At 62.9% G+C, this 24,016-nt stretch carries 21 protein-coding genes and 1 tRNA gene; 9 read left to right on the top strand and 13 right to left on the bottom strand.

Going from position 1 to position 24,016, the window contains the following annotated elements; all coding sequences use genetic code 11:
- Positions 1-100: 100 nt before the first annotated feature.
- Positions 101-1,189 carry a Zn-dependent alcohol dehydrogenase gene (locus ACM42_RS05925; RefSeq protein WP_271527013.1) on the top strand — a complete coding sequence of 363 codons (1,089 nt, stop codon included), beginning with the start codon at positions 101-103 and terminating at the stop codon, positions 1,187-1,189.
- A 78-nt stretch (positions 1,190-1,267) separates the two neighbouring features.
- On the opposite strand, the gene ACM42_RS05920 is transcribed toward ACM42_RS05925, so the two are convergent.
- The 7 genes from ACM42_RS05920 to ACM42_RS05890 form a co-directional block, all read right to left on the bottom strand.
- Positions 1,268-2,740, bottom strand: coding sequence for an amidase (locus ACM42_RS05920; RefSeq protein ID WP_271527012.1), 1,473 nt, complete (start codon positions 2,738-2,740; stop codon positions 1,268-1,270).
- Positions 2,741-2,843: 103 nt separating this feature from the next.
- Positions 2,844-3,815 carry an iron exporter MbfA gene (mbfA, locus tag ACM42_RS05915; protein ID WP_271527011.1) on the bottom strand — a complete coding sequence of 324 codons (972 nt, stop codon included), beginning with the start codon at positions 3,813-3,815 and terminating at the stop codon, positions 2,844-2,846.
- 65 nt (positions 3,816-3,880) lie between these two features.
- Entirely contained in the window at positions 3,881-5,029 is a 1,149-nt protein-coding gene (locus ACM42_RS05910) for an alpha/beta hydrolase (RefSeq protein WP_271527010.1), read from the bottom strand.
- A gap of 126 nt (positions 5,030-5,155) precedes the next feature.
- Positions 5,156-6,025: an MBL fold metallo-hydrolase gene (locus ACM42_RS05905; protein WP_271527009.1), complete on the bottom strand. Its 870-nt coding sequence runs from the start codon at positions 6,023-6,025 to the stop codon at positions 5,156-5,158.
- Positions 6,026-6,041: 16 nt separating this feature from the next.
- Positions 6,042-6,653 (bottom strand): glutathione S-transferase family protein, encoded by a 612-nt coding sequence (locus ACM42_RS05900; RefSeq protein ID WP_271527008.1) that lies wholly within the window; start codon positions 6,651-6,653, stop codon positions 6,042-6,044.
- Between the two features lie 112 nt (positions 6,654-6,765).
- On the bottom strand, positions 6,766-7,608 hold the full coding sequence (locus ACM42_RS05895) for a fumarylacetoacetate hydrolase family protein (protein ID WP_271527007.1): 843 nt from the start codon (positions 7,606-7,608) through the stop codon (positions 6,766-6,768).
- An 85-nt stretch (positions 7,609-7,693) separates the two neighbouring features.
- Positions 7,694-8,542, bottom strand: a complete 849-nt coding sequence (locus ACM42_RS05890) for an MBL fold metallo-hydrolase (RefSeq protein ID WP_271527006.1) — start codon at positions 8,540-8,542, stop codon at positions 7,694-7,696.
- 110 nt (positions 8,543-8,652) lie between these two features.
- On the opposite strand from ACM42_RS05890, the gene ACM42_RS05885 reads away from it, so the two are divergent.
- A complete protein-coding gene (locus tag ACM42_RS05885; RefSeq protein WP_271527005.1) occupies positions 8,653-9,129 on the top strand; it encodes a DUF3775 domain-containing protein in 477 nt (158 codons plus the stop codon).
- Positions 9,130-9,348: 219 nt separating this feature from the next.
- On the opposite strand, the gene ACM42_RS05880 is transcribed toward ACM42_RS05885, so the two are convergent.
- Positions 9,349-10,131, bottom strand: a complete 783-nt coding sequence (locus ACM42_RS05880) for an SDR family oxidoreductase (protein ID WP_271527004.1) — start codon at positions 10,129-10,131, stop codon at positions 9,349-9,351.
- Positions 10,132-10,258: 127 nt separating this feature from the next.
- Positions 10,259-10,771 carry a CvpA family protein gene (locus ACM42_RS05875; RefSeq protein WP_271527003.1) on the bottom strand — a complete coding sequence of 171 codons (513 nt, stop codon included), beginning with the start codon at positions 10,769-10,771 and terminating at the stop codon, positions 10,259-10,261.
- A gap of 129 nt (positions 10,772-10,900) precedes the next feature.
- Between ACM42_RS05875 and ACM42_RS05870 the strand changes: the two genes are divergently transcribed.
- The gene (locus ACM42_RS05870) at positions 10,901-11,662 is read left to right on the top strand and encodes an SDR family oxidoreductase (protein ID WP_271527002.1); all 762 of its coding nucleotides are present in this window, start codon (positions 10,901-10,903) and stop codon (positions 11,660-11,662) included.
- 112 nt (positions 11,663-11,774) lie between these two features.
- Here ACM42_RS05870 and ACM42_RS05865 read toward each other — a convergent pair whose 3' ends face one another.
- Together ACM42_RS05865 and ACM42_RS05860 are read right to left on the bottom strand one after the other, a co-directional pair.
- The gene (locus ACM42_RS05865; protein ID WP_271527001.1) at positions 11,775-13,379 is read right to left on the bottom strand and encodes a GMC family oxidoreductase; all 1,605 of its coding nucleotides are present in this window, start codon (positions 13,377-13,379) and stop codon (positions 11,775-11,777) included.
- Between the two features lie 108 nt (positions 13,380-13,487).
- The gene (locus ACM42_RS05860) at positions 13,488-14,864 is read right to left on the bottom strand and encodes a coniferyl aldehyde dehydrogenase (protein WP_442868901.1); all 1,377 of its coding nucleotides are present in this window, start codon (positions 14,862-14,864) and stop codon (positions 13,488-13,490) included.
- 364 nt (positions 14,865-15,228) lie between these two features.
- Between ACM42_RS05860 and ACM42_RS05855 the strand changes: the two genes are divergently transcribed.
- Positions 15,229-15,305 (top strand) — tRNA-Met (locus tag ACM42_RS05855).
- Here ACM42_RS05855 and ACM42_RS05850 read toward each other — a convergent pair.
- Positions 15,262-16,920, bottom strand: coding sequence for a recombinase family protein (locus tag ACM42_RS05850; protein WP_225152227.1), 1,659 nt, complete (start codon positions 16,918-16,920; stop codon positions 15,262-15,264). The two genes, ACM42_RS05855 and ACM42_RS05850, sit on opposite strands and share 44 nt — an antisense overlap.
- A gap of 543 nt (positions 16,921-17,463) precedes the next feature.
- Here ACM42_RS05850 and ACM42_RS05845 point away from each other — a divergent pair.
- From ACM42_RS05845 to ACM42_RS05825, 5 genes are read left to right on the top strand one after another with little or no spacing between them, the layout of a single operon-like run.
- The gene (locus ACM42_RS05845; protein WP_036044850.1) at positions 17,464-17,766 is read left to right on the top strand and encodes a hypothetical protein; all 303 of its coding nucleotides are present in this window, start codon (positions 17,464-17,466) and stop codon (positions 17,764-17,766) included.
- The gene (locus ACM42_RS05840) at positions 17,763-18,194 is read left to right on the top strand and encodes a PIN domain-containing protein (protein WP_036044852.1); all 432 of its coding nucleotides are present in this window, start codon (positions 17,763-17,765) and stop codon (positions 18,192-18,194) included. Before ACM42_RS05845 ends, ACM42_RS05840 begins: the two co-directional genes overlap by 4 nt.
- A 10-nt stretch (positions 18,195-18,204) precedes the next feature.
- The gene (locus ACM42_RS05835) at positions 18,205-19,593 is read left to right on the top strand and encodes an SIR2 family protein (protein WP_036044854.1); all 1,389 of its coding nucleotides are present in this window, start codon (positions 18,205-18,207) and stop codon (positions 19,591-19,593) included.
- 1 nt (position 19,594) lies between these two features.
- Complete coding sequence (locus tag ACM42_RS05830) at positions 19,595-21,589, top strand: ATP-binding protein (protein WP_036044856.1); 1,995 nt, start codon at positions 19,595-19,597, stop codon at positions 21,587-21,589.
- A gap of 60 nt (positions 21,590-21,649) precedes the next feature.
- On the top strand, positions 21,650-23,422 hold the full coding sequence (locus ACM42_RS05825) for a TOPRIM nucleotidyl transferase/hydrolase domain-containing protein (protein ID WP_271526999.1): 1,773 nt from the start codon (positions 21,650-21,652) through the stop codon (positions 23,420-23,422).
- Positions 23,423-23,833: 411 nt separating this feature from the next.
- Here the strand turns inward: ACM42_RS05825 and ACM42_RS05820 are convergent, their stop codons facing one another.
- Entirely contained in the window at positions 23,834-23,995 is a 162-nt protein-coding gene (locus ACM42_RS05820; protein ID WP_157785249.1) for a hypothetical protein, read from the bottom strand.
- Between the last annotated feature and the right edge of the window lie 21 nt (positions 23,996-24,016).

Raw genomic sequence — 24,016 nt, 5'->3', positions numbered from 1 at the left:
GGGAGCATAACCCCTCACCCGACGCGTCGCGCCGACCTCTCCCGATGGGAAAGGTCGAGCCTCTGCACGCGACGACAATCATAACAACGAGGAAACACCGATGAAGGCCGCCGTCCTCCATGAAGTCAACCAGCCGCTCGTCATCGAGGACATCAGCCTGCCGAAGCCCGGCCCGCGCGAGGTGCTGATCCGCACGGCGGTCGCGGGCCTCTGCCACTCCGACCTGCATTTCATGGAGGGTCTCTATCCGCATCCGCTGCCGGCGGTGCTCGGGCACGAATCCGCCGGCGTGGTCGAGCAGGTCGGCTCGGACGTCACCTACGTCAAGCCGGGCGACCACGTCGTCACCTGCCTGTCCGTGTTCTGTGGCACCTGCGACAACTGCACCACGGGCCGCACCGTGCTGTGCACCGACACCACGGTGAAGATGCTGCCGGGCGTCTCCAACCGGATGCAATGGTCGAAGCCGGAAAAGCTGCACCAGTTCCTGAACCTCTCCTCCTTCGCCGAGCAGATGCTGGTGCACGAGAACGCCATCGTCAAAATCAGGAAGGAGATGCCGCTCGATCTCGCCGCGCTGATCGGCTGCGGCGTCATCACCGGCTACGGCGCGGTGGTGAACACGGCGAAGGTGACGGCCGGCGAGACCGTGGCGGTGATCGGCTGCGGCGGCGTCGGCATGGCCGCGATCAACGGCGCGCAGATCGCCGGCGCCGGCCGCATCATCGCCATCGACACCAATCCGGCCAAGCTTCAGCTCGCGACCAAGTTAGGGGCGACCGATATCATCAACCCGGCGGATGGTGACGTCGTGAAGCAGGTCCGCGATCTCACCAATGGCGGGGTGCATCACTCGTTCGAGGTGCTCGGCCGCAAGGAGACCGCCGAGCAGGCGTTCGGCATGCTCGCCTCCGGCGGCACCGCGACCATCGTCGGCATGATTCCGTTCGGCCAGAAGATCGAGCTGCACGGCTTCGACTTCCTGCGCGAGCGCAAGATCCAGGGCTCCTCGATGGGCTCCAACCATTTCCGTGTGGACATGCCGCGGCTCGTCGATTTCTACCTGCGCGGCCGCCTGCACCTCGAGGACTGGATCTCGGCCAAGCTGAAGCTGAGCGAGATCAACGAGGGCTTTGCCAACATGAAGGCCGGCAAGACGCTGCGCAGCGTGATCATGTTCGATAGCTGAGTGCGACGCGCGCGTAGCCCTGATCGCGTGACGTTCGATCAGTGCCAAGGGCGAATCGTCTCGCCCACCATGCGCGCCTCAATCCTCGAACATCTTCGGCGGCACGAACCCGCCGAACTCGCGCTCGATCAGCTCGGCGAGCTTCAGCGGTGTACGATCCTCGAGCCACGGGCCGACGATCTGCACGCCGACCGGCAGGCCATCCTTCGTCAAACCGAGCGGAACGGCCGTCGCAGGCAGGCCCGGCAACGTCGCAATGCCCGGCCAGGCAAGTTGATCGGAATAGGGATAGTCTTTGCCGTCGATGCTGATACGCCGCAGGCTCTGGTCCGGCGAATGGTCATGCGGAAAGGCCGGCGTCGGCATGATCGGGCAGATCACCGCGTCGAAGCTTTTGAACAGCGCGCGCCATTGCGCCCGCAGGCCGGCGCGGCTGCCTGCGTCGAGCACCCAGGCGCGGTGGCTTGCGGTGATGCCGCGCAGTCGCTCTGCGCCGAGGCTGCGATCCTCCGGCGAAAGCTGGCTCGCCCGGGCCTGCGCATCCGCAAGCTCATCCGGCAGGAAGAATGCGCCGAGAAAGCTCAGGAGCATGCGCATGTATAGCCGCGACGTCTCCGCGAAGTCCGGGAGCTGGCTGCTCTCGCGCGCGATGCTCACGCCGGCCTTCGACAGATCAGTTGCGAGCCTGTCGATCGCGCTGCGGACGTCCCGGTCGGTCGGCAGCAGCGGGTGGCTGTCGATCACCAGGACACGAAAGTCCCGCAATGATTGATGCCGTGCAGCTGGCAAGTCGAGCTTGTAGGCGACACCGGCATCCAGCGGATCCGGTCCGGCCATGACGTCGAGCAGCAGGGAGAGATCTGCTGCCGTGCGCGCCATCGGTCCGATGACGGCGAGGTCGCCCTCGCGCGGAATGGCGGGAAACGGTGGCGGGGTCTCGCCGCGCGCCGGGCAGAGATTGAGAGTCGGCTTATGCGCGAAGATGCCGCAATGAAAAGCCGGCACACGCAGGGAGCCGCCGATGTCGGAGCCGGTGGCGAGCGCGCAATAGCCCGCGGCAAGGGCTGCGGACGATCCCCCGGACGATCCGCCCGGCGTGCGGCCGAGATCATAGGGGTTGTTCGTGGTGCCGTAGATGTCGTTGTAGCTCTGCCAGTCGCCGAGGCCGACCGGCACGTTGGTCTTGCCGAGGATCACGCCGCCGGCCTGCTTGATACGGGCCACAGGCAGCGCGTCTTCCACAGGCTTGAAATCCTTCTGCGGCACGAACCCCCAGGTGGTCGGCAGGCCGGCGACGTTGAAGGATTCCTTGATTGTCACGGGCAGGCCGAGCAGCGGCTTGCGCTCGCCGCGCGCCAGCGCCGCGTCCGCCTCGCGCGCCGCAACGAGGGCGCGCTCGAAATCGCGCACGCAGATCGCATTGATCTTGCCGTCGTGGCGCTCGATACGGGCGATCGCATCCTGCGTGAGCTCGACCGCGGAGACCTTCTTCGCGCTCAATGCGGCCGACAGCTCGACCGCACTCTTGAAACTCCATTCCGACCTCGCCACGGCGCTTCTCCCGCTCTGGTTGTTGGAGGATGATGCGCAGTTTGGCCGAACGTCGCAACCGCCGTTTGATCGCGATTGATATGTCAGTGGGACAGTGTGTCTCCTACGCCGCCCCGATCACGATCCCCACCGCCAGCACGATGGCGCCGCCGAGCACGATCTGGAACGCGGCCTGGAGGAACGGCGTGTCCATGTAGCGTGAGCGGATGAAGGCGATCGCCCACAATTCGAAGAACACGACGACACAGGCGATGGCGGTCGCGATCCAGAACGCGTTGGCCCAGCTGTCCGGTACCAGATAGGGCGCGGTGTGGCCGAGCCCGCCGAGCGTCGTCATCGCGCCACAGGTAACGCCGCGCAGCCAGGGCGAGCCGCGCCCCGTCAGTGAGCCGTCGTCGGACAGCGCTTCCGCAAATCCCATGCTGATGCCGGCGCCGATCGAGGCGGCGAGACCGACCAGAAACGTCTGCCAGTTCTGATGCGTGGCAAAGGCGGCCGCAAACAGCGGCGCGAGCGTCGAGACCGATCCGTCCATCAGGCCGGCAAGACCCGGCTGCACATATTGCAGCACGAACATCCGCCGGCGCGTGCGGTCCTCCTCGGCACGCACGTCGGGCTTCAGGATCTCGTCAGTGAGTTTCGCGGCCGTATGCTCATGAGCCTTCTCGGCTTCGGCGAGGTCGCCGAGCAGCCGGCGCACGTTGACGTCCTCGGCCTGCTCGGCGGCCTTGACGTAGAAGCGCTCGGCCTCGAGCTCCATGGTCTCGACTTCCTTCCGGATCGTGTCGAGCGGCAGGTTCTTGGTCAGCCAGATCGGGCGGCGGCGCAGGAAGCCCTTGACGTTCTCGCGGCGGATCGGCGGCAAATGCTGGCCGAAGCGCTGCTCGTACGTTTCCAGCAGCATGTGGCGATGGCCGCGCTCCTCCTCGGCCATCTGCTCGAACAGCTTCGCGGAGTCGGGATAGCGTTCCTTCAGATCCTCGGCGAAGGTCATGTAGATCCGGCTGTCCTCCTCCTCGGAGGAGATCGCAACCGCCAGCACCTCGCGCTCGGTCAGATCGGCAAAATTCTTCACGGCCGCCCTGTCATCAATTTAGAACCATTCTAAATCATATAAGGCGGCGTGGTTCCCTGGTCAAATCAGGCGGGGCCAGTCTTGGTGAGGAAGTCCAGCAGCAATCGGGTGACCTCGGCCGGCTGCTCCTGCTGGACCCAATGGCCGGCGCCGTCGACGAGATGGCAGCCGAGCATCTTCGTGCATGCGCTTCTCTGCATCGTCTCGAACACGCCCGGGCGCTGATAGGTGCCCCAGTCCTGCTTGCCTGAGATGAAGCAGGAGGGCACGTCGATGCTGCGGCCGGCAAACAATTGCAGCTCGTTGTTGAAAGCGCCCGACGTGCCGCAGCGATACCATTGCAGGCCGCCCTGGAATCCGGTGCGGCCATATTCGGCGCTGTAATAGGCGAGATCGCGGTCCGGCAGCCAGTGATTGGCGGCGACCGCGGCCGGCGACGGCATCTCCTTCGCAACCGTCTCGGCCATGGTCTCGTTCAGGTCCATCACGTAATAGGTCGGCAGCTTCGCCAGCTCATGCGCCGACCACGATTGCAGCGGATAGGGCTTGTTGTCGGTCCAGTCCGCGCTCTTGTGATGATAATAGGCGCGCAGGAAATCATGCACGCCTTGTGGCGCGCGGTGCATGTCGGCGTTTGCCTCGCGTGTCGAGTAGTACCATTGATAGTGTTTTCGCGGCCGCGGCAGCGCGGCAAGCTCGCGATGAACGGGGTCTTCGGCCGCAGGCCTGGCCGGCATGTCGACGGTGCCAAACGGCAGCGGCGGCGGTCCGCCGAACGGCGCGCTCATCATCGTCACCGAACGAAACACGTCAGGCCGGATCAAGGCGCACCAGGCCGCGACCGGGCTGCCGAAATCATGCCCGACCACATCGACCTGCCTGTAGCCGAACGCCGACACCAGGGCGAGCGCGTCACGCACGAGGTTGAAGAGCGAGAAGGGCGCGAGATCGCTGTCGTACTCCGCACTCCATCCCGTCGTGCGCCCATAGCCGCGCTGGTCCGGCGCGATCACGTGATAACCTGCGTCGGCCAGCGCCGGCATCACCTTGCGCCAGGAGAACGCCAGCTCCGGAAAGCCGTGCAGCAGCAGGATGCAGCGTCGCCCCTTGGTCTCGAAGCCGGCCTCGAGCACATGCATGCGCAAGCCGTTGATGCCGTCGATGGTGCGTGAGCGGATGCCGGCCGGGAGGGGAATGTCGGGCAGATCAGGCATGTTGTTTCCTCGTCATGGCCGGGCTTGTCCCGGCCATCCACGTTCCTTGTGATCGATGGATTGTAAGAGCGTGGATGCCCGGGACAAGCCCGGGCATGACGGGAGGAAGCAGGAAGACCGCTTGCGCTAGACCGCCGTGCAAACGAATCCGCTGCCCTTGCGCTTGATCTTTCCGACCGACGGCGAGGGGAAATGCGCGGTGCAGCACAGCGTCTCGGTGTCGCAATAGCGATCGAGGAAGCTGCGGCGCGTCGTGGCTGCCTTGGCCGGATCGACATCGAACTTGATTGACAGCTCCGGATAGAGCGTCTGCAGCGGCGAGTGCATGAGGTCGCCGGAGAACACCGCATCGTCCTTGCTGCGACCCATCGTAATGGCGATATGGCCCGGCGTGTGGCCGGGCGTCGGCAGGATGCGGACATGGTCGCCGATCTGATGATCGTTGCCGACGAGCTCGTGGCGCCCCGCCTCGACCACCGGCAGCACGCTGTCGGCGAAAGGCGGGATCTCCGTCTTCGCGTTCTGCGCAGACCAGTGATCGAACTCCTGCTTGGCGAAGACATAACGCGCCTTGGGGAAGGTCGGCACCCAGCGGCCGTTCTCGAGCCGCGTGTTCCAGCCGACATGATCGACATGCAGATGCGTGCACATCACGAAGTCGATGTCTTCGACCGAGAATCCGGCGGCATTGAGCGCGCGCAGATAGGTGTCGTCTGTCTTCATGTTCCATTTCGGCCGCTGCGGCCGCGGCTTGTCGTTGCCGATGCAGCTGTCGATCAGGATGGTGTGGTGCGGCGTCTTCACGATGTAGGACTGGAAGCACAGCAGCAGCACGTCCTGCTCGTCCAGCGCTCTGGCCTGCCGCATCCACGCCCGATTCTCGGCCAGCACCTCCGCGGTCAGTCCCGGCAGCATTTCCAGCGCCGGGACGAAGGAGGTCTCCTGCTCGATGATGCGATGGATGGTGAGATCGCCGACTGAGAACTTCAGGCTCATGAGAACTCTCGCAGATTTACGCGGCCGGCGGCACCGAGATCTTGACCGAGGGCCGCGCCAGCATCCTCTGGTGGAAGGCGTCGAGCTTCGGATAGGCCTTGCGCCAGCCGCAATCGGCGAAGCGGAAGTCGGCATAGCCGAGCACGCAAACGAGGCCGATCTGCGAGATGTCGAACGGACCGTTCAGGACGTCGGGCATGTTCTCGAAGCGCGCCATGCCGGTCCAGGCCCGGTTCCAATGGTCGTCCGACCAGGCCTGCCATTGCAGGCCCTGCGGCCGCACCATCTTCTCGTAGCGGCACAGCAGCATGGAATCGAGCATGCCGTTGATCAGCGAATGGTTGGTCTTGGCCTTCCAGCGCCGCGGACCGTAATCCGGGATCAGGCTGCCGCCGGCCATCTCGTTGAGATATTCGACGATGACGTAGGAATCCAGGATCACGTCGCCGTCATTGGTGATCAGCACCGGCAGCTTCTTCAGCGGCGTAATGCGCGAATAATCCTCGTTGGCCGTGCCCGGCGTCACGGCCGCAGGCACGAACTCGATCTTGTCGATCAGCCCGAGCTCGATGGCGGCGATGCGCACCTTGCGGGCGAAGGGCGAGGCGGGGGAGAAGGTGAGCTTCATTTTGGATCCTTGTTGTCATTCCGGGGCGATGCGAAGCATCGAACCCGGAATCTCGAGATTCCGGGTCCGGCGCTTACGCGCCGTCCCGGAATGACGAAGAGAGAATTGCGCCTTACGCCGCGATGATCTCCTGGCGTTGCTCGCCGAGACCTTCGATGCCGAGCGTGACGACGTCGCCGACATTGAGGAAGGTCGGCGGCTTCATGCCGAGGCCGACGCCGGGCGGAGTGCCGGTGGTGATGATGTCGCCGGGCAGCAGCGTCATGAACTGCGAGACATAGGAGATGCACTTGGCCATCGAGAAGATCATGGTCTTGGTCGAGCCGGTCTGGCGCCGCTGGCCATTGACGTCGAGCCACATCGACAGGTTCTGCACGTCCTTGATCTCGTCCTTGGTCGCGAGCCATGGCCCAAGCGGGCCGAACGTGTCGTGCGACTTGCCCTTGGTCCACTGGCCCAGGCGCTCGATCTGGAACGCGCGCTCGGAGACGTCGTTGCAGACGCAATAGCCGGCGACATGGTTCAGCGCGTCGGCTTCCGACACGTATTTTGCGCGGGTGCCGATGATGGCGGCGATCTCGACCTCCCAGTCGAGCTTGGTCGAGCCGCGCGGCTTCTCGACCGGATCGTTCGGGCCCGACAGCGAGGTGTTGGCCTTCATGAAGATGATCGGCTCGCTCGGAATATCGGCGCCCGTCTCCTTGGCATGGTCGCTGTAGTTGAGGCCGATCGCCACGAATTTCGAGATGCCGGTGACGGGCGCGCCGAACCGCGGCTTGCCGGAAACGGCGGGCAGCGAGGCGGGATCGAGCGCCGCCAGCTTCTTCAGGGACTCGGGTGAATAGGCTTCGCCAGTGAGGTCCTTCACATGCGCCGACAGGTCGCGCAACTGGCCGGATTTGTCGATCAGGCCGGGCTTTTCCGCACCCTTCTCGCCGTAACGAACAAGCTTCATTCTCGTTTCTCCCTGGAGATTGGACCGATCGGTTAAAAGCTTCATGGAACAGGGCGGCAGGAAATTCAACCGCCCAGAACAGAGATCACCCCAGCGCTACGAACCTGAACGCGTCTCCATCCCGCCTGATATGCCCGGCCGAAAAATGTCCGCCGATCACCAGCGTCGGCGTGTCGGCAAAGCGGCCGAACAGCGCCGCCCGCGTTGCGGCCGATTGCGCCTGGTCGGAATCGGCGGTCGAGGACCAGCCGAGATGCGCCATCTGGCAGGGGTGGTGGGCGACATCGCCGGTGAGCAGGGCCTGTTCGCCGTCCGACTGGATGAGGATGCTCATATGGCCGGGACTGTGGCCCGGCGTCGGGATCATGCTGATCTCCTCGCAGAGACGGTGGTCGCTCGGGATCAGATCGGCCCTGTCGGCATCGACGATCGGCTGCACGGAATCGCCGAACACGGCCTGCTTGTCCGGCTCGGTCGAATGGTCGCGCCAGTATTCGTATTCGGTCCTGCCGAAAACGTAGCGCGCCTTCGGGAAGGTCGGCACCCATTTGCCGCCGGACAGTTTCGTATTCCAGCCGACGTGATCGACATGAAGATGCGTGCACAGCACGGTGTCGATGCTGTCGGGCGCAAAGCCGGCCGCCGTCATGGTCTCCAGGAACGGCGTGCTGCGGTTGTTCCAGGTCGGGACGTTGCGGCCCTGCTTGTCGTTGCCGAGGCCGGTATCGACCACGATGCGCCTGCCGGGCGTCTCCACCACCAGCGAATGGATCGACATTTTCAGCCGGCCTTCTTCGGTGGCGAAATGCGGGATCAGCCAGGGCAGCTTGCAAATTTCCTCATTGCTCGCGAGCGGCAGGATGAAACGGGTCGAACCGACCGTCTCCAATTCCACCACTTTGGTGATTTTGACCTTGCCCACCTGCCACTGCATCCGGCACCTTCCCAGCTTCTTTTGGTGCCGAAACATGCGGTTTTCCGCCGTCAAGCGCAATGGATCATCTGACGCGATGCGGCGTTATCGCGGGAACCCTGGAGAGAGCCATGCCGGAGCTTACGATTTCCGCTGAGAAGGTCGCCTTTATCATCGAGAAGGCGCGTGAATTCGACGTCAAGGAGGGGGATTCCGATCCGGATTCCGGCTCGAACCCGAGCGACGACGGTTCGGTCGATGTCCTCGAGGACGATGGCTCCGACCCTGTCGTCAACGAGCTCGGAAGCTTCATGATCGCGTTGAACGAGGACGAGCAGGTCGATCTCGTCGCGCTGACCTGGCTTGGTCGCGGCGACGGCACGATCGATGATTGGGACGATCTGCGCGCCCGCGCCGTGGAGGCGCGCGGTGAGTATCGCAGCCCGCGCCGCGAAACGGTGCACTATCTGCTCGGCGAGCCGATGCTGGGCGACCTGCTCGCCAACGGGCTCGAGGAATTCGGCGTCGACTGGACCGGCGAGCGCCTCACCGCCGATTCCTCCGACCCCAGCGAGCGGGACGAGGACGAACCAACGAAGCAGCGGTGATGGTCATGCCCGGGCTTGTCCCGGGCATCCACGTTCTTCGTAACTCGCGGCAAATCGTGGATGGCCGGGACAGGCCCGGCCATGACGATGCGGAAGCTTCAGCGCCTCGCAATCGCGGCTAAAGCGCGACGCGATTAGGATGAATCGTCATCGCGCTTTAGGTTGTTGTTTAAGCATGATCTTTTCGGAAAACCGCTGCGTACTTTTCCGGATCATGCTTTACAGCGTGCCCGGGAACGCACCACCATCCAGCAGAATGTTCTGCCCGGTGATGAAGCCTGCCTTGGCGCCGCACAGGAAGGCGCAGGCATAACCGAACTCGTCGGGCTGGCCGAAGCGTCCGGCGGGGTTCAGCTTGGCGCGCTCGGCCAGGATCTGCTCTGGGGTGACACCGCGCTTGTCGGCCTCGGCCTTGGCGGTGCCGGTGAGCCGGTCGGTCTCGAACGGGCCCGGCAACAGGCCATTGATGGTGACGTTGTTGATCACCGTCTTGCGCGACAGGCCGGCGATGAAGCCGGTGAGACCGGCACGCGCGCCGTTGGAGAGGCCGAGGATGTCGATCGGCGCCTTCACCGCGGCCGAGGTGATGTTGACGATGCGGCCGAACTTGCGCGCCATCATGCCGTCCACCGTCGCCTTGATCAGCTCGATCGGGGTCAGCATGTTGGCGTCGATCGCCTTGATCCAGTCGTCGCGGGTCCAGTTGCGGAAATCGCCGGGCGGCGGGCCGCCGGCATTGTTGATCAGGATATCAGGCTCGGGACAGGCCTTCAGCACCGCCTCACGGCCGGCTGATGTCGTGATGTCGCCGACGATCTCGGTGACCGTCACGTCAGGATAGGCCTTGCGGATCTCATCGGCCGTTTTCTTCAGGGCTTCGGCGCCGCGCGCGGTCAGCGTGACGTGAACGCCGGCGTCCGCCAGCGATATGGCGCAGGCGCGCCCGAGGCCTTTGCTGGATGCGCAGACGATGGCGCGGCGACCTTTGATCCCAAGATCCACTGTTTCACTCCCGTAATGTCAGGCAGGTTTTGGACGGCGGCACTCTAGCCAACTGTTGCGCCGCTGATAAGGGACGGGCTCGCACCAAAATGCATGTGCGTCCACGCTGCGATGCAAATGCGCCAGATCAGATGCGCCGCTCCTGCTTGAGGCGGTCGATCGCGGAGGCCGCCTCCGGCGGCAGCGACTTGAAGCCCATCTGGCCGGCGGCCGAGAACAGCGGCCGCAGATGCGAGCCGGCGAGGAAGGGCGGCTCGCGGTTGGCCGGCACGATCTGGTCGAACACCAGCACCAGCGTGGTGGCGACGAGGCCGACCCTGATGGCGCCGAGCGCGGCGCCGCCGAGCCGGTCGCCGATGCCCGCCTCGCCGACGGTGTCGTTCAGCGCGATGCGGCCGATATGCCCGAACAGCATGCCCACCACGACGAAGATCGCGAAGAACCAGATCCAGTTCTGGAGCAGCGGCGAGTTTGCATTGCCGGCAATCTGCGGTGCGATCATCGGCAATAGCGCAACCGCGATCGGCGCGGCGAGAAGATAGGCGAGGATGGTCATGGCGCTGCGCAGCAGGCCGGTCCTGAACCCGAAGCCGACCGCGACGGCGAGCGCGGCATACACGGCGAGATCGAAACTGTTCATGAGCGAAACCCTGCCTCTGGAACGAATGAACGCCGAACCGATCATTCCGGTTTCAGATCGCTAAAATCGTCTGTATTGATGGCCCCAAAGCTCGCGGGATGCGCCCAAGGAATCGGCAAGGAAATCGTCATGTCAGACCTATTCGACGTCAGTAAAGAAACCATCCTCGTCACGGGCGCGAGCCAGGGGCTGGGCCGGCAGTTTGCACGGGTGCTGGCGGCGCATGGTGCGGCGGTTGCGCTCGCCGCGCGGCAGACCGACAAGCTGAAGAGCCTCGAGGAGGAGATCCGCGGCAAGGGCGGCCGCGCGGCCGCGGTCGCGCTCGATGTCACCGACACCGCCTCGATCGCCGGGGCTGTCGACGCCGTCGAAGCCGCGCTCGGCCCCGTTACCGTGCTGATCAACAATGCCGGCATCGCCATCGAGAAGCTCGCGACCGAGCAGACCGAGGCGGACTGGGACGCGGTGATCGGTGCCAATCTGAAAGGCGCCTATTTCCTCGCGACCGAAATCGCCCGTCGCATGATCGCGCGCAAGCAGGAAGGCAACATCGTCAACATCGCCTCCGTGCTCGGCACCGGCGTGCTCAAGGCGGTCTCGCCCTACGCGATCTCCAAGGCCGGCATCATCCAGGCGACGAGAGCGATGGCGCTGGAGCTGGCGGGGCAGAACATCCGCATCAACGCGCTCGCGCCCGGCTATATCGACACCGAAATGAACCATGCGTTCTGGTCGACGCCGGCAGGCGAACGCCTCGCAAAACGCATCCCGCAGCGCCGCGTCGGCGCCGAGTCCGATCTCGACGGCGCCATCCTGCTGCTGGCGTCAAGGGCCTCGCGCTACATGACGGGGAGCGTCATCACCGTCGACGGTGGTTTTCTGCTGAATTGAGCCCCACTGTCGTCCCGGATCTGCGCTTACGCTTGTCCGGGACGACAGCGGCGAGCGCGGCGGCAGTTTGCTCTTCGCAGCACGACAGCGGAGAATTGGGCTACACCGTCGCTCAACTCGCCCGCATCTCCGCCCTGATCATGTCCGCCGCCTTCTCCCCGATCATGATCGTCGGCGCATTGGTGTTGCCGCCGATCAGCGTCGGCATGATCGAGGCATCGACGACGCGCAGGGCTTCGAGCCCGTGCACCTTCAACGCCGGATCGACCACGGCCAGCGCGTCCGTCCCCATCTTGCAGGTGCCGACGGGGTGATAGACGGTGTCGACGCGTTCGCGCAGCACGGCGCGGATATCGTCGTCGCTGCGCACGTTCGCGGTGAACATGTCCCTGGTCTGCAGCGCGCGCAGCGCCGGCGTCTCCATCAGGCGGCGCGTGGTCTTGAAGCCCGCGACCATGGTCTCGAGATCGTCCTCGTGCCCAAGGAAGTTCGGGTCGATCAGCGGCGCCTGCATCGCATCAAGGCTGGCGAGCGAAACGCTGCCGCGGCTCTTCGGCCGGAGCAGGCAGACATGGCAGGAGAAGCCAGTACCGTTATGGCGCTTGCGGCCGTGGTCGTCGACCATCGCCATGCCGAAATGCAGCTGGATGTCGGGAATGTCCAGATCGGGTCGCGTCTTCAGGAAGCCGCCGCATTCGGCGAAATTGGAGGTGAGGGGACCGCGGCGCTCCCGCCGATATTGCAGGATGGCGCGGATCAGCCGCGGCATGCCCTTCAGCGAGATGCCGGAGAAATAGGGACTGTCGGACATGTAGCCGAAGATGAAGTCGGGATGGTCCTGCAGGTTCTGTCCGACGCCCGGCAGATGATGCACGCTTGCGATGTCGTGCGCGCGAAGCGCGGCGGCATCGCCGATGCCCGACAGCATCAGGAGCTGCGGCGACTGGAACGCACCGGCGGCCAGGATCACCTCACGCCGCGCGCGAAGCTGCTTCAAATCCTTGCCCTGGCGGTATTCGACGCCGACCGCGCGCCTGCCCTCGAACAGGATACGCGTGGCATGCGCCTGGGTCACGACGCGCAGGTTCGCGCGCTTGCCCATGTGCGGATGGACATAGGCCCGCGCCGCGCTCCAGCGCTCGCCGTTCCTCTGCGTCACCTGGTAGATGCCGAGGCCCTCATGGTCGTCAGTGTTGAAATCCTCGCGGATGCGGAATTGCCCCTCCTGCGCCGCCTGCAGGAAGATCTGCTGCACCGGATTGCCGGAGCGCAATTTGTTGACGAAGAGCGGTCCGTCCTTGCCGTGATATTCGCCGTCGAAATCGGCGTTGCTCTCCGACCGCTTGAAATAGGGCAGCACGTCGGCATAGGCCCAGCCGGTGTTGCCGAGCGAAGCCCAGTGGTCGTAATCGGCGCGGTGCCCGCGGATATAGACCATGGCGTTGATCGCCGAGGAGCCGCCGAGACCCTTGCCGCGCGGCTGATAGCCGATGCGGCCGTTCAGCCCCTTCTGCGGCACGGTGTTGAATGCCCAGTTGTTGACGTTGCCGGCGACCATCAGCACCAGCGCGCCCGGCGTGGTCACGATCCAGTTGTCGCAAGGCCCGCCGGCATCGAGCAGCGCCACGGATGTCGCCGCATCTTCGGATAGCCGGCCCGCAACGGTGCAGCCGCCCGAGCCCGCGCCCACGACGACGAAATCGAATGTGTCGGTCAATGTTGTTTCCCCCGTTATCGTCATTCCGGGCGATGCGGAGCATCGAACCCGGAATCTCGAGATTCCGGGTTCGCTTCGCGCCCCCGAATGACACTATTTGCGCGTCCCCTACGACATGAACCGCATCAACTTCTCCAGCCGCGCGATCTTGCCGCCATAGGGCGGATAGAGATCGGCGAGGCGGTTGAACCTGGAGCGATAGAACACCGGCTTCAGCTTGCTGAACGTCTTGAAGCCCCATTCGCCGTGATAGGCGCCGGTGCCGGAGGCGCCGACGCCGCCCATCGGCTGGTTCACTTGCGTGAAGTGGAACAGGCAGTCGTTGACGGTGACGCCGCCGGAGACGGTGCGCGCCAGCACCTCGTCGCGCGCGCTGCCGTCCTTGCCGAACCAGTACAGCGCCAGCGGCCGGTCGCGCCGGTTGACGAAAGCGATGGCCTCCGCCGGGTCGCGAATGCCGAGCAACGGCAGCACCGGGCCAAAGATCTCCTCCTGCATCGCCGCCATCGTTTCGGTCGCACCAGCGATCAGCGTCGGCGGGAATTTGCGATGCGCCTTCCAGTTCGGATCGTCGGGCTTTGCCGGTTGCAGGATTTTTGCGCGGTGCTGGGCTGCGTCCGCGACCAGGCCCTCGAGCCGCGCGTAGTGCCGGTCGGAGATGATCGACGTGTAGTCCTTGTTCGAGGGATCGGTGCCGAACATCCTCCGCATCTGCGTGCGCACCTTCTCGGCGAAGGCCTGTAACGAGCGCTCCGGCACCAGCACGTAGTCCGGCGCGATGCAGGTCTGCCCGGCATTGAGCAGCTTGCCGTAGGCGATGCGCTCGGCGGCCTCGTCGAGATCGGCCGAGGCGTCGATGATCGCGGGCGACTTGCCGCCCAGCTCGAGCGTGACAGGCGTCAGATTGCGCCCCGCGGCCTCCGCGACCAGGCGGCCGACCCGCGTCGAGCCGGTGAACACGAGATGATCGAACGGCAGGCTCGCAAAACCCTTGGCGACCTCGTCCTCGACGCCGGTAACGAGCACCTCAGCGCCGTCGAACCGCTGCGCGACCGTCTCCTGGAGCAGCGCCGCGAAGTGCGGGACAAGCTCGCTCGGCTTGATGATGACGCGGTTGCCGGCGGCGATCGCGCCGATCGCGGGCGCGAGCGTGAGCTGGAGCGGGTAGTTCCAGGGCGCGATGATGCCGACGACGCCGAGCGGCTGCGGCATCAGCCGGTTGCGCGCGGGCAGGAATTGCAGCGCGGTCGCGACGCGCTGCGGCGTCATCCAGACCTTGAGGTGCTTGGTGGCATGCCGGATCTCGGAGAACACCAGCATGGTCTCGGCGATGGTGGTCTCGACCGCGCAGCGGTGGCCGAAATCGGCCGAGATCGCCTGCCGGAAGCGCTCCTCGTTGTCGGCAACCACCGCCCGCAGCCGCGCCAGCCGGTCCAGCCGCTGGGCGAGGTCGGGCGCCGGCTCGTCCCGCGACCGTGCGCGCATGGCGTGGAAGGCCTCTTCGAGGTCCCGCAGCGGGGCGTTCGTCAGGGACTTGTCCACGGCGTTCCTCCCTCCAGGCGTTTCAGCCTGAATCTTGTTGCCGCAAGCTGGCCCTTTGTGGAACTTCTGGCAAGAGCGCGCGGAACGAGCGGAAATTCGTCCATCCCCCTGTCATAAAGTCGAAAAAAACGTTCCCGCAGCCCTTTCCAAAGCCAGCCCGCCTTGATACATACGCCCCGCACCCGATGGGCTCTGCCCCGGGGTCGCCTTCCAAGGAAGCCTTTGGGACGGAAGAGCAAGCCACGCGAACAGCGCCGGCCTCAACCGACTGTCCCCGGCCTTTTCGCGAAGGCGCGCAACAGTTTAACGCGGGGTGGAGCAGCCCGGTAGCTCGTCAGGCTCATAACCTGAAGGTCATAGGTTCAAATCCTATCCCCGCAACCACCGATGCTTGCGATAGCAAGTCATCCAGAGCCCCGGCCTCCGAGAGGAAGTCGGGGTTCTTCTTGCCCGCCGCAAATCGCAGGATCGCAGCCAGGTCACCGCGCAGGACGATGGCGAGTTGTTCCGCCTCGGGCACGAGCGTCACCTGGTCGACCAACGTACGGAACACCTCCGCCGCCTCGGATCTCTCCTCTTCGCTCTGCAGGCTTTCATAAAGCGCCGAGATGCGCTGCCGATAGATCTCCGCCATGCTCGGGTGCAAGAGCGGCGGGGGGTCTTCGGCGTTCGCGAGCAGATCGGTCAACTCCGCCTTGCGAGCTTCGAGCGCATCCATCTCAGCCTTCATCGACGGTTGATACATGCCATCTTTGATCGCGGCGATGATGCCTCGAATCTGCTTTTCGACTCTTCCCAACTCGCTCTGCCAAGCATCCTGATCGGTTCGACGTTCGATGCGCAGCCGGTTCACTTCACGGGTGAATTCCTCGCAGAACTCCTTGAACAATTCGGGCTCCATCAAGTGCGTCCGGAGGCCGCTCAATACGGATGTCTCCAGCGTATCGCGCCGGATGTTCCGGCGATTATTGCACGTCCCCTTGTTGCGCGCCGTCGCGCAGCCGAGCAGGTCCTTCGAAATCATCGTGTACCCGCCGCCGCAACAACCGCATTTCACCAGGCCGGCGAAGAGATACCTAGGCCGCCGACGGTCATTGAGCTTGTTCTCGCCGGGGGCCGAGGGCTCGTAGGCGAGTGCCTGCTGACGCGCCTTGACAGCGTCCCAGGTATCCTGATCGACGATGCGCAATTCGGGGACGTCCAGGATCACCCACTCGGGTTCGGGGTTGAGCCGAGAAACCCGTTTGCCAGTATCGGGGTCCTTCAGGTAGCGAAGCCGGTTCCACACGAGGCGGCCGACATAGAGTTCGTTGTTGAGGATGCCAACGCCGCGCTTTGGATTGCCGTGAATGGTCGATGGTCCCCATTCGGCGCCTTGTGGTCCGGCCACACGCTCGCGGTTCAGTTCGAAGGCGATCGTGCGCGAGGATTTGCCGCAGAGGTAATCTGTGAAGATGCGGCGGACGACAGCCGCTTCGGCCTCATTGATCGTGCGATCGCCGCGGATTGGCTCGCCATTGGCAGCGAACTGCCTGACGACGTCATAACCGAAGCATCGTCCCCCGCCGGACTTGCCGTCCTCGATGCGGCCGCGCAGACCTCGCCGCGTCTTGTCCGCCAGGTCTTTCAGGAACAGGGCATTCATTGTGCCCTTCAGGCCGACGTGCAGATGCGTGACGTCTCCCTCCGAGAGGGTGACGATCCGCACGCCGGCGAAGGCCATGCGCTTGAAGAGCCCAGCGATATCCTCTTGATCACGGCTGAGGCGGTCCATCGCCTCCGCCAGCACAATGGCGAACTTCCCGCGAGTTGCGTCGCTGATCAGTTCCTGGATGCCGGGGCGAAGCAGCGATGCACCGGAGATCGCCCGGTCGGTGTAGCTGTCGCCGATCGTCCAACCTTGCTTCTCGGCGTGCAGGCGGCAAAGCCGCAACTGGTCCTCGATCGAAGCGTCACGCTGGTTGTCGGAAGAATAGCGGGCGTAGAGCGCAACCTTCATGACGCCTCCTTAGTCCGGGAGACAGTCACGCTTTCGGCTATCCGTCTCGGCTTGAACGAAATCCCGCGCGGCTTGCCGAGCCAGCAGCCGCACCAGATTGATGAGGCGCGGATCAGGCCTCGACGTGACGGACGCAACCGAGGCTCCGGGCGCCGCATCGGCGACCACGCGAAGCCTTTCTGCAGTTGTTCCTCTCGGTCGCGCCACCGCGGCGTCCTTGCTGCTACGCGGATCGCTCCGCATCGTGACAAAGATGGCGAGTTGCAGTCGCAACGCAAGAAGAAATATCCAGTCAGATCAATGCATTGTGGCGTAGCTGTGCGCTGTTCCGGAATGCGGAGCGTAGCGGATCGGGAAATCGCAAAGTCGAGCGCACGAGAAACATTCTCGTGATCACCTCTGCGAGATGCAATTTGCTTGACCCCGACGTCGGACAACGCACCGCCCTCATATTCACCGCTGCCGACGTAACACGAGACTCTAGCGGTCTTGCGGCAAGGTCGAGATTCGGCTATATAACCAGATATACTATGGAGGCGGTCGGTGAGCAATAGCGCGCAGAAAAGGGCGATCGAAAATTACCGATCCCGGCTGACCAAGCGGGGCATCGTGCGGTTTGAGCTCCAAGCCCTCGAGACCGACCGCGACCTCATCAGAACGCTTGCCCGTAAGTTGACCGAGGAAGGGCCAGAAGCTGGGGATCTTCGGCGCACGGTGCAACAGGCCGTTTCTGGCGAGCCACCGAAGGCCGGTGGCATCTTGAGTGCGTTGCGTCGCTCGCCGCTCGTTGGTGCCGATCTCGACCTGACGCGCCCCCGTGAAGAAGGGCGTAAGGCCGATCTGTGACGCGCTATCTTCTCGACACCAACATCATCAGCAACATCGTCAAGCCGAAGCCGTCTGAGTCACTATTGGCCTGGATGGGGGAGCAGCGCGATGAGGATTTGTTCATTGCCTCACTGACAGTGGCCGAAATCCGGCGCGGCATTCTGGAAAAGCCGCACGGCAAGAAGCGCGACGCGCTCGACGCCTGGTTCGCCGGGCCGGAAGGACCGCAAGCGCTGTTTGCAGGGCGCATCCTGTCGTTCGACGACAGGGCTGGCTTGGTTTGGGCGCGGTTAATGGCGGAGGGGAAGGCCGCCGGTCGTCCTCGTAGCGGACTCGACATGATCATCGCCGCCGTCGCCGGTGCGAATGACTGCGTGGTTGTGACGGACAACGAAAATGACTTTGCCGGGCTTCAGATCATCAATCCATTGCGCGGCGGCTTGTAGGGGGAAATGCATGACGGGAGGGGCGCCTGAACCCATCGAGTATCAGCTCATCGGTCTGACTGAGGACGGCAATGCTGGCGACCTCCTGCTTGGGCTTGATCAGAAGCAGGGGCGCATTCGCCTCCAGGCGCTGATCTCCGAATGGCTCCGCATGGAGAACCTCGTTGTGTTGACGGGGTCAGGCACGTCGGTTTCCGCTGGCGGTAAAACCATGGCGAACCTTGAAACCGCCGTCTTCGAAACGATCGAGGTTCTCTCCGACGCGCCCGCCTCAGTTGGGCCTGTCATCAAGGCGCGTCGGGATGCCGTCTCATTGGCCGACTTGCTCGACGAGCCCACCATGGGGTTCGAGCAGTGGCTATCATTTGTTGCCAATTCCCTCGTCGTTGGTAACTCAAAGGACGCACCATTTTCTGGCGTCACTTGGCCGGGCACGCCAGCTCCAAGCCTTGATGACCTCCAATGGTTTGTTGATCGCCTGCGCATGTCGATCTTCTTGGAATGCGCCCTGTCTTTGCCTGACTCTGCCAAAGCGAAGTCTGCAAGCGAGATCGCGCCGCAGCTTGCATTTTTGTCCAAGCTCGTCGCGCGTGACAGCAATCTTGGCCGAACCCATCTCTTCACGCTGAATTACGACACGCTATTCGAGCAGGCACTGGAGTTGCTAGGCATCCAATATTTCGACGGCTTCACCGGCCGCGCAGCCGCTCGCTTCGATCCATCGGTTTATGGGCTCGACGTCTATTATCCGGGTGAGGTTGCCGAAGGCCGGGTGCGGCGCTTCGACAAGTTCCTGCACTTCTACAAACTGCATGGGTCCATTCATTGGTTCGAGCAGGACGGTGAGATGCGCGCGCGGCATCCCGACCTCGTCCCGTTCCGAACCTATGCAGGTTTGAATCCGGATGAGAAGGCGGCCGTGCTCGTCAAATTGGCCGGCGGAACGCCATCGGTTGGTATCCTGCCGACTGCCAACAAGTTCGCGCAGACCCTGACGATGCCCTATGCGCATCTCTTCCGGTCCTTTCAGGTACGCCTCGGTGTCCCCCAGACCTTCCTGCTCGTTCTCGGTTACGGCTTTGGCGATGATCACGTTAGTCGCATCATTGAGAACGCGCTCATGAATCCGTCGTTGGTGATGCTCGTGGTCGAACCTAACCCAGCCAGCCCGGTCATCGAGCGGGTGCGCCGCTATAAGGATCTCGGCAAGCGCGCCTTCGTTTTGTGCCCGACGGATGGCGCCTTTGCTGCTGCCAAGTTCAAACACGCGACGTTTGATGATTTCGCCCGCTCGGTGATGCCCGACGTGCAATGGCTGGACGACTTCCTGCGCCTGCGGCGCTTCGAAAAGCAAATAGCTTCGTCCGCGACGCCCGCTGAACCCGCTCCGGGGGCGTAAGATGGATAATCCACGTCTCGTCGGCCATATTGTCTCGGTTCAAGGCTTCCGGGTGAAGGTGGAATTGCTGCCCGAAACCAGATCGGCCCTGCGCGCGACCCTTGATGGGGTTCAGGCTGCGATCGCGATCAACGCGTATCTGACCTTTTCATTGGGGGCGGGCGAAACCGTCATCGGTATCATTACCGATCTTGAGGCACGCGAGAGCTTCGATCCCACCAGCGGCGATGAACTCAACCTGGAACTCATGAGGCCACGCCGGACCGCCAGCGTGCAGTTGCTAGGTACCATCGAGCATACCGACAATGACCCGTCTTTCAGCCCGGGTATATCCATCCTGCCAACACTCGATACACCGGCAGAAATCGGATCACCCGACATCTTGCGCGCCGTCTTTGAAATCCCGCCCCGTCGCAACAGGCCGGAGGGTTATGATGCGACGGACTTTGACTGCGACTTGAAGATCGGATTTCCGACGGGCCAGGCGCGTAACGTCGTCCGGGCGTCCTACAATGACCTGTTCTCGAGGCCCTTGGCCATCGTCGGCAACACCGGGTCGGGCAAGTCATTCTCGGTGTCGAGCCTCATTCAGAAGGCCATGAAAGCGCTCGACGGCGCAGCAGAGGAGCCGCATGTCTTCATTCTCGACATCAATGGCGAATACGCCAAAGCCTTTCCTGCCACAAAAGCAGCGGTACGCTTGCCGGATCGCATCTATCTCAATGGCAAAGAGTTCGGCCTCCCGCTCTGGTTCCTGAACGCGGAGGAGATCTGTGCATGGCTGAGCGCGGCGGAACAGACACAGGAACCCGTGTTGAAAGACTGGTGGGCGATCGCCAAGGGCGGCAATGCCACGGCTGCGGCCAGTCTCGGTTCGCTGCAGAACGCAATGAGCGCGCTCGATCAACTTCTCAGCGAACTTACCAAGATCAAGAAGAAGGCTGCGGGTTCCTATTGTGACGCCGTTACCGGCCATCTCGCAAACACCGACATCGACACCGCGGCGTTCGATAAACTGTTCACCTCACATCGCTCCGCTAACGACTACAACACCGAGGTCATGAACAATCAGGCTGTGATCGCGGCCGAAGCAGAGAAGCTCAAGGACGCCATCCGATCTAAGATTGTCGGCGGGCGTGATACGGCGGAGGCCGGCGCGCGCACTGCGGACTCTCCACTTCCGATCGCGCGCTCGACATTGACCGATCCATCACTGATCAACCGCGCCGTATCGAAGGAGGACACCTTCCGGGTGGACGCCCATCTCACCACGCTGAAGCTGCGTTTGAAAACCCGCCTTGATGACAAAAGGTGGCGTGCATTCCTCAACTATGAAGACGCTGACACTGCTATCGCTAGTTTGTCCGCCTGGTTCGCTCGTTTCGGATTAGGGGCTACGACCGGTCCAAAGGTGTCGGTGCTCGATCTTTCGATGCTGAGCAACGAAGTGCTGCCCTATGCATGTGCCGTCATCGGGCGCGTGTTGCTGGAGGCGCGGGAACGCTTGCCTGCTGCGTCGCGCTACAAACATCCGTGGGTTCTCGTCCTCGAAGAAGCACATAACTATGCCCGACCCGCTCGCGCGGACGAGGATCGAGGTCATCGTCTGGCGCGACTGACCTTCGAGCGTATCGCAAAGGAAGGGCGCAAGTTCGGCCTGTCGCTCATCATCGCCAGCCAACGTCCGAGCGAGATTAGCCAGACCATCATCAGTCAGTGCGCTAACTTCATCAGCCATCGTCTGCAGAATCCGGACGACATCGACCATTTCCGTCGCATCATTCCGATGCAAGCCCGGCGCTTGCTCGATCAGGTGACGATATTGTCGTCAGGCGAAGCGATTGTCTTCGGCAGCGCCTTCCACATCCCCACACGAGTGCAATTCGATAGGCCCGATCCCAGCCCCTATAGCCAGACGGCGGCGCCTTTCCATGAGTGGTCGAAGGAAGACGCCCCGTTTCCGCTGGGGCAGATTATTGATGCTTGGGGGGCCTAATTCAAAGGTTCTTTCGCCAAGCTTCGCGTGGTGCCCTGACTTTGAATTGAAAGCTTCTCGATGCCTTTGCCGGTACGTGTTACGGATCTGATGATTGATCGAGAGGCCTATCATGTCTGCCGGCTTTTGACCTCGCGCGATTTCGTCAGCTTTTGCCGCGACCGGAACATACCCGTGCAGGCCGAGCGGCTGCGTCATCTGGAGCGGCTCGGCTTGTTCTTCCCGATGCTACGCATTCACCGGATCGATGTCGTCCATAAGGTAGAGTTTCTGGACGGCGGCACCCTGTTCCGTGATCTGGGCCAGTTGCGTCCGGACGAGGCTTGGGATGGCGATGTACAAACCGAGCTTGCGTGGTTCGATTTCAGCCAGCGTGTCATGCAAAGCTGGATAGAGCATGGCAACGCGTGGGATCCGCGCGCGCGGAGTTCGCCCCACGCAGCGACCGTCGATACCGACCCGCGGCGCCATGAGGCTTACTACTCGCAATTTCAGGCATTCGAGCTTGACTACCTTCTTCGTCCGCTGACGGCCACCGTCCATATCGAATGGGCCTTAAGGGACGATGGCACAATCGATCCAGCCTGGGGCGATCAACTCAAGCCGAACCTGTCGGAGTTCGCTACGAATATTGCGAGACACAGAACGCCAAATCCCGATAGAGACTTGAGCGCCCTCTGTCAGATTATTTCGGATCGTTATTATCCAAAGACGCAAGGGGACGAACGCCACATCATGATTTCTACGGGTGGTATGGATCACCCCAGATGGGACTGGTATCAATTTGCGCGAAACTGGGACGCCGCGGCCGTGGCCGCTGCATTGGATCTCGGCAAGGACGAGCTGAGGCGCCTTTATGAGCGCGTGTTCCTTCTGTACCGTACCACCGACCCCCTCGAAAGATGGCAAGGACTGGTACGCTTCATCAGGCTCGATAAACGGCAGCGCTTGAAAGACGATGCGCTGCGAGCCCAGACTTTCGGTGAAATGGCGAAGATGCTTCGGCTGTTCTACCGCGATGCCTTCGGCGAGAGCATCGATCCACGTGGCGAGTTCGGCACGACGGTCATAGACCGCGTGCCGGACATTGTGGTAGAAGACGATCCGCTGCGTGCGCTTGAGCTTGTTGCGAACGATTTCGGTATCAATCCCAAGCCCCAGGTCGTGCTGTTCGTCGAGGGCGCGACGGAGCATGCGGCGGTCCCACGATTGTTCGACAAAATGTTTGCCACGACACCCAATGTCTTCGGCATCGAGCTGGTGAACCTCGGTGGGGTGTCGAACGCGACCGGAGGCAAGGACAGCACGCACAGCACGTTATGGCGGCTGATTGACTATCTGCATCACCATCAAACCATTGCCTTCGTCCTGCTGGACAATGAAGGACTTGCGCCGGTCAATATCGGCAAGGGCCTGCGGCGTGCGCAGTCCATCCATTTTCCGGATCGGCGCGCCACCCGGTCAAACTACGTCAAGCTCTGGAAGCTCTCGTTTGAAATGGACAACTTTAACAACGCCGAGCTGGCAAGAGCGCTGACAAGTTACGCGGAGGGAAGGGCGCGCTTCTCGGCGGCCGATGTCAAGCTTTGCCGGGACAGCGTTCGTACCGCGCGCAAAAACATCAAGCTGCTTACCTTGGAAACGCTTTATACGCAGCGTACTGGCGGTCCTTTAAAGAAGCCTCAGTTCGGCCAGATCCTCGTCGATCTGATGTTCGACCCGTCGACCAAGCGCAAGCCGCAGCACCGGCCAATCGTGCGGTTCCTGGACAAGGTTGCCGGACTGGCTTCGACGCAATCATCAGCCCGTGACGCATGCCATCTGGGAGTATAACCAGCGTACCGGGTATTTCGGGACATTGCGCCCTGGCGCAATCGGTCGCCGCAAAAATCCCTTTGGGCCATCCCGAAAGCGGGCCTCCAAGCCGAAAGGCGGCGGATGAGAGAATGGTTCGGCGCAGCCGACCGAACCCTTCACTTAGAGTAAGACACCCAGGATAGATGCGATAGCGCTGAGGATTGCGGCAGCCCCCGTCCAGACTGCGGCGCGGTTGTTGAGGCGCGATGACTCATGAAATGCAACCTGCGTACTAAGAATATATTGTTCCGGAACGTCGGAGATTGACGCCGATACTTGGGATGTATTGACGCGGCTTGCCTTCCACCAATAGGCCGCTGCGACAATGGCGGCGGCAAGTCCAAGGCCCGCACACACGACCGCAAAGATCCTGATAATTGTCATCCTTCACCCTTTGCTGAGCGGCGGATTGGGTAGAAGGTCGAGATAGCTGCTATCGCCTATGGCTGCGAGATAGTTGATAGCCTCGGCGACCATGCCCACCGTTTCCGGTGCCCCGGTTGCAAGACCATTCACAAAGATCGTCCGAATGTCCGCAGATTGAGTCATGTAGATCCAAGAATCGAAATG

Source organism: Bradyrhizobium sp. CCBAU 25338 (genome assembly GCF_028128965.1).
In the GTDB taxonomy this organism is placed as follows: domain Bacteria; phylum Pseudomonadota; class Alphaproteobacteria; order Rhizobiales; family Xanthobacteraceae; genus Bradyrhizobium; species Bradyrhizobium liaoningense.
The sequence above is the reverse complement of the archived record's forward strand: the minus strand, read 5'-3'. Positions and strand labels throughout refer to the sequence as shown.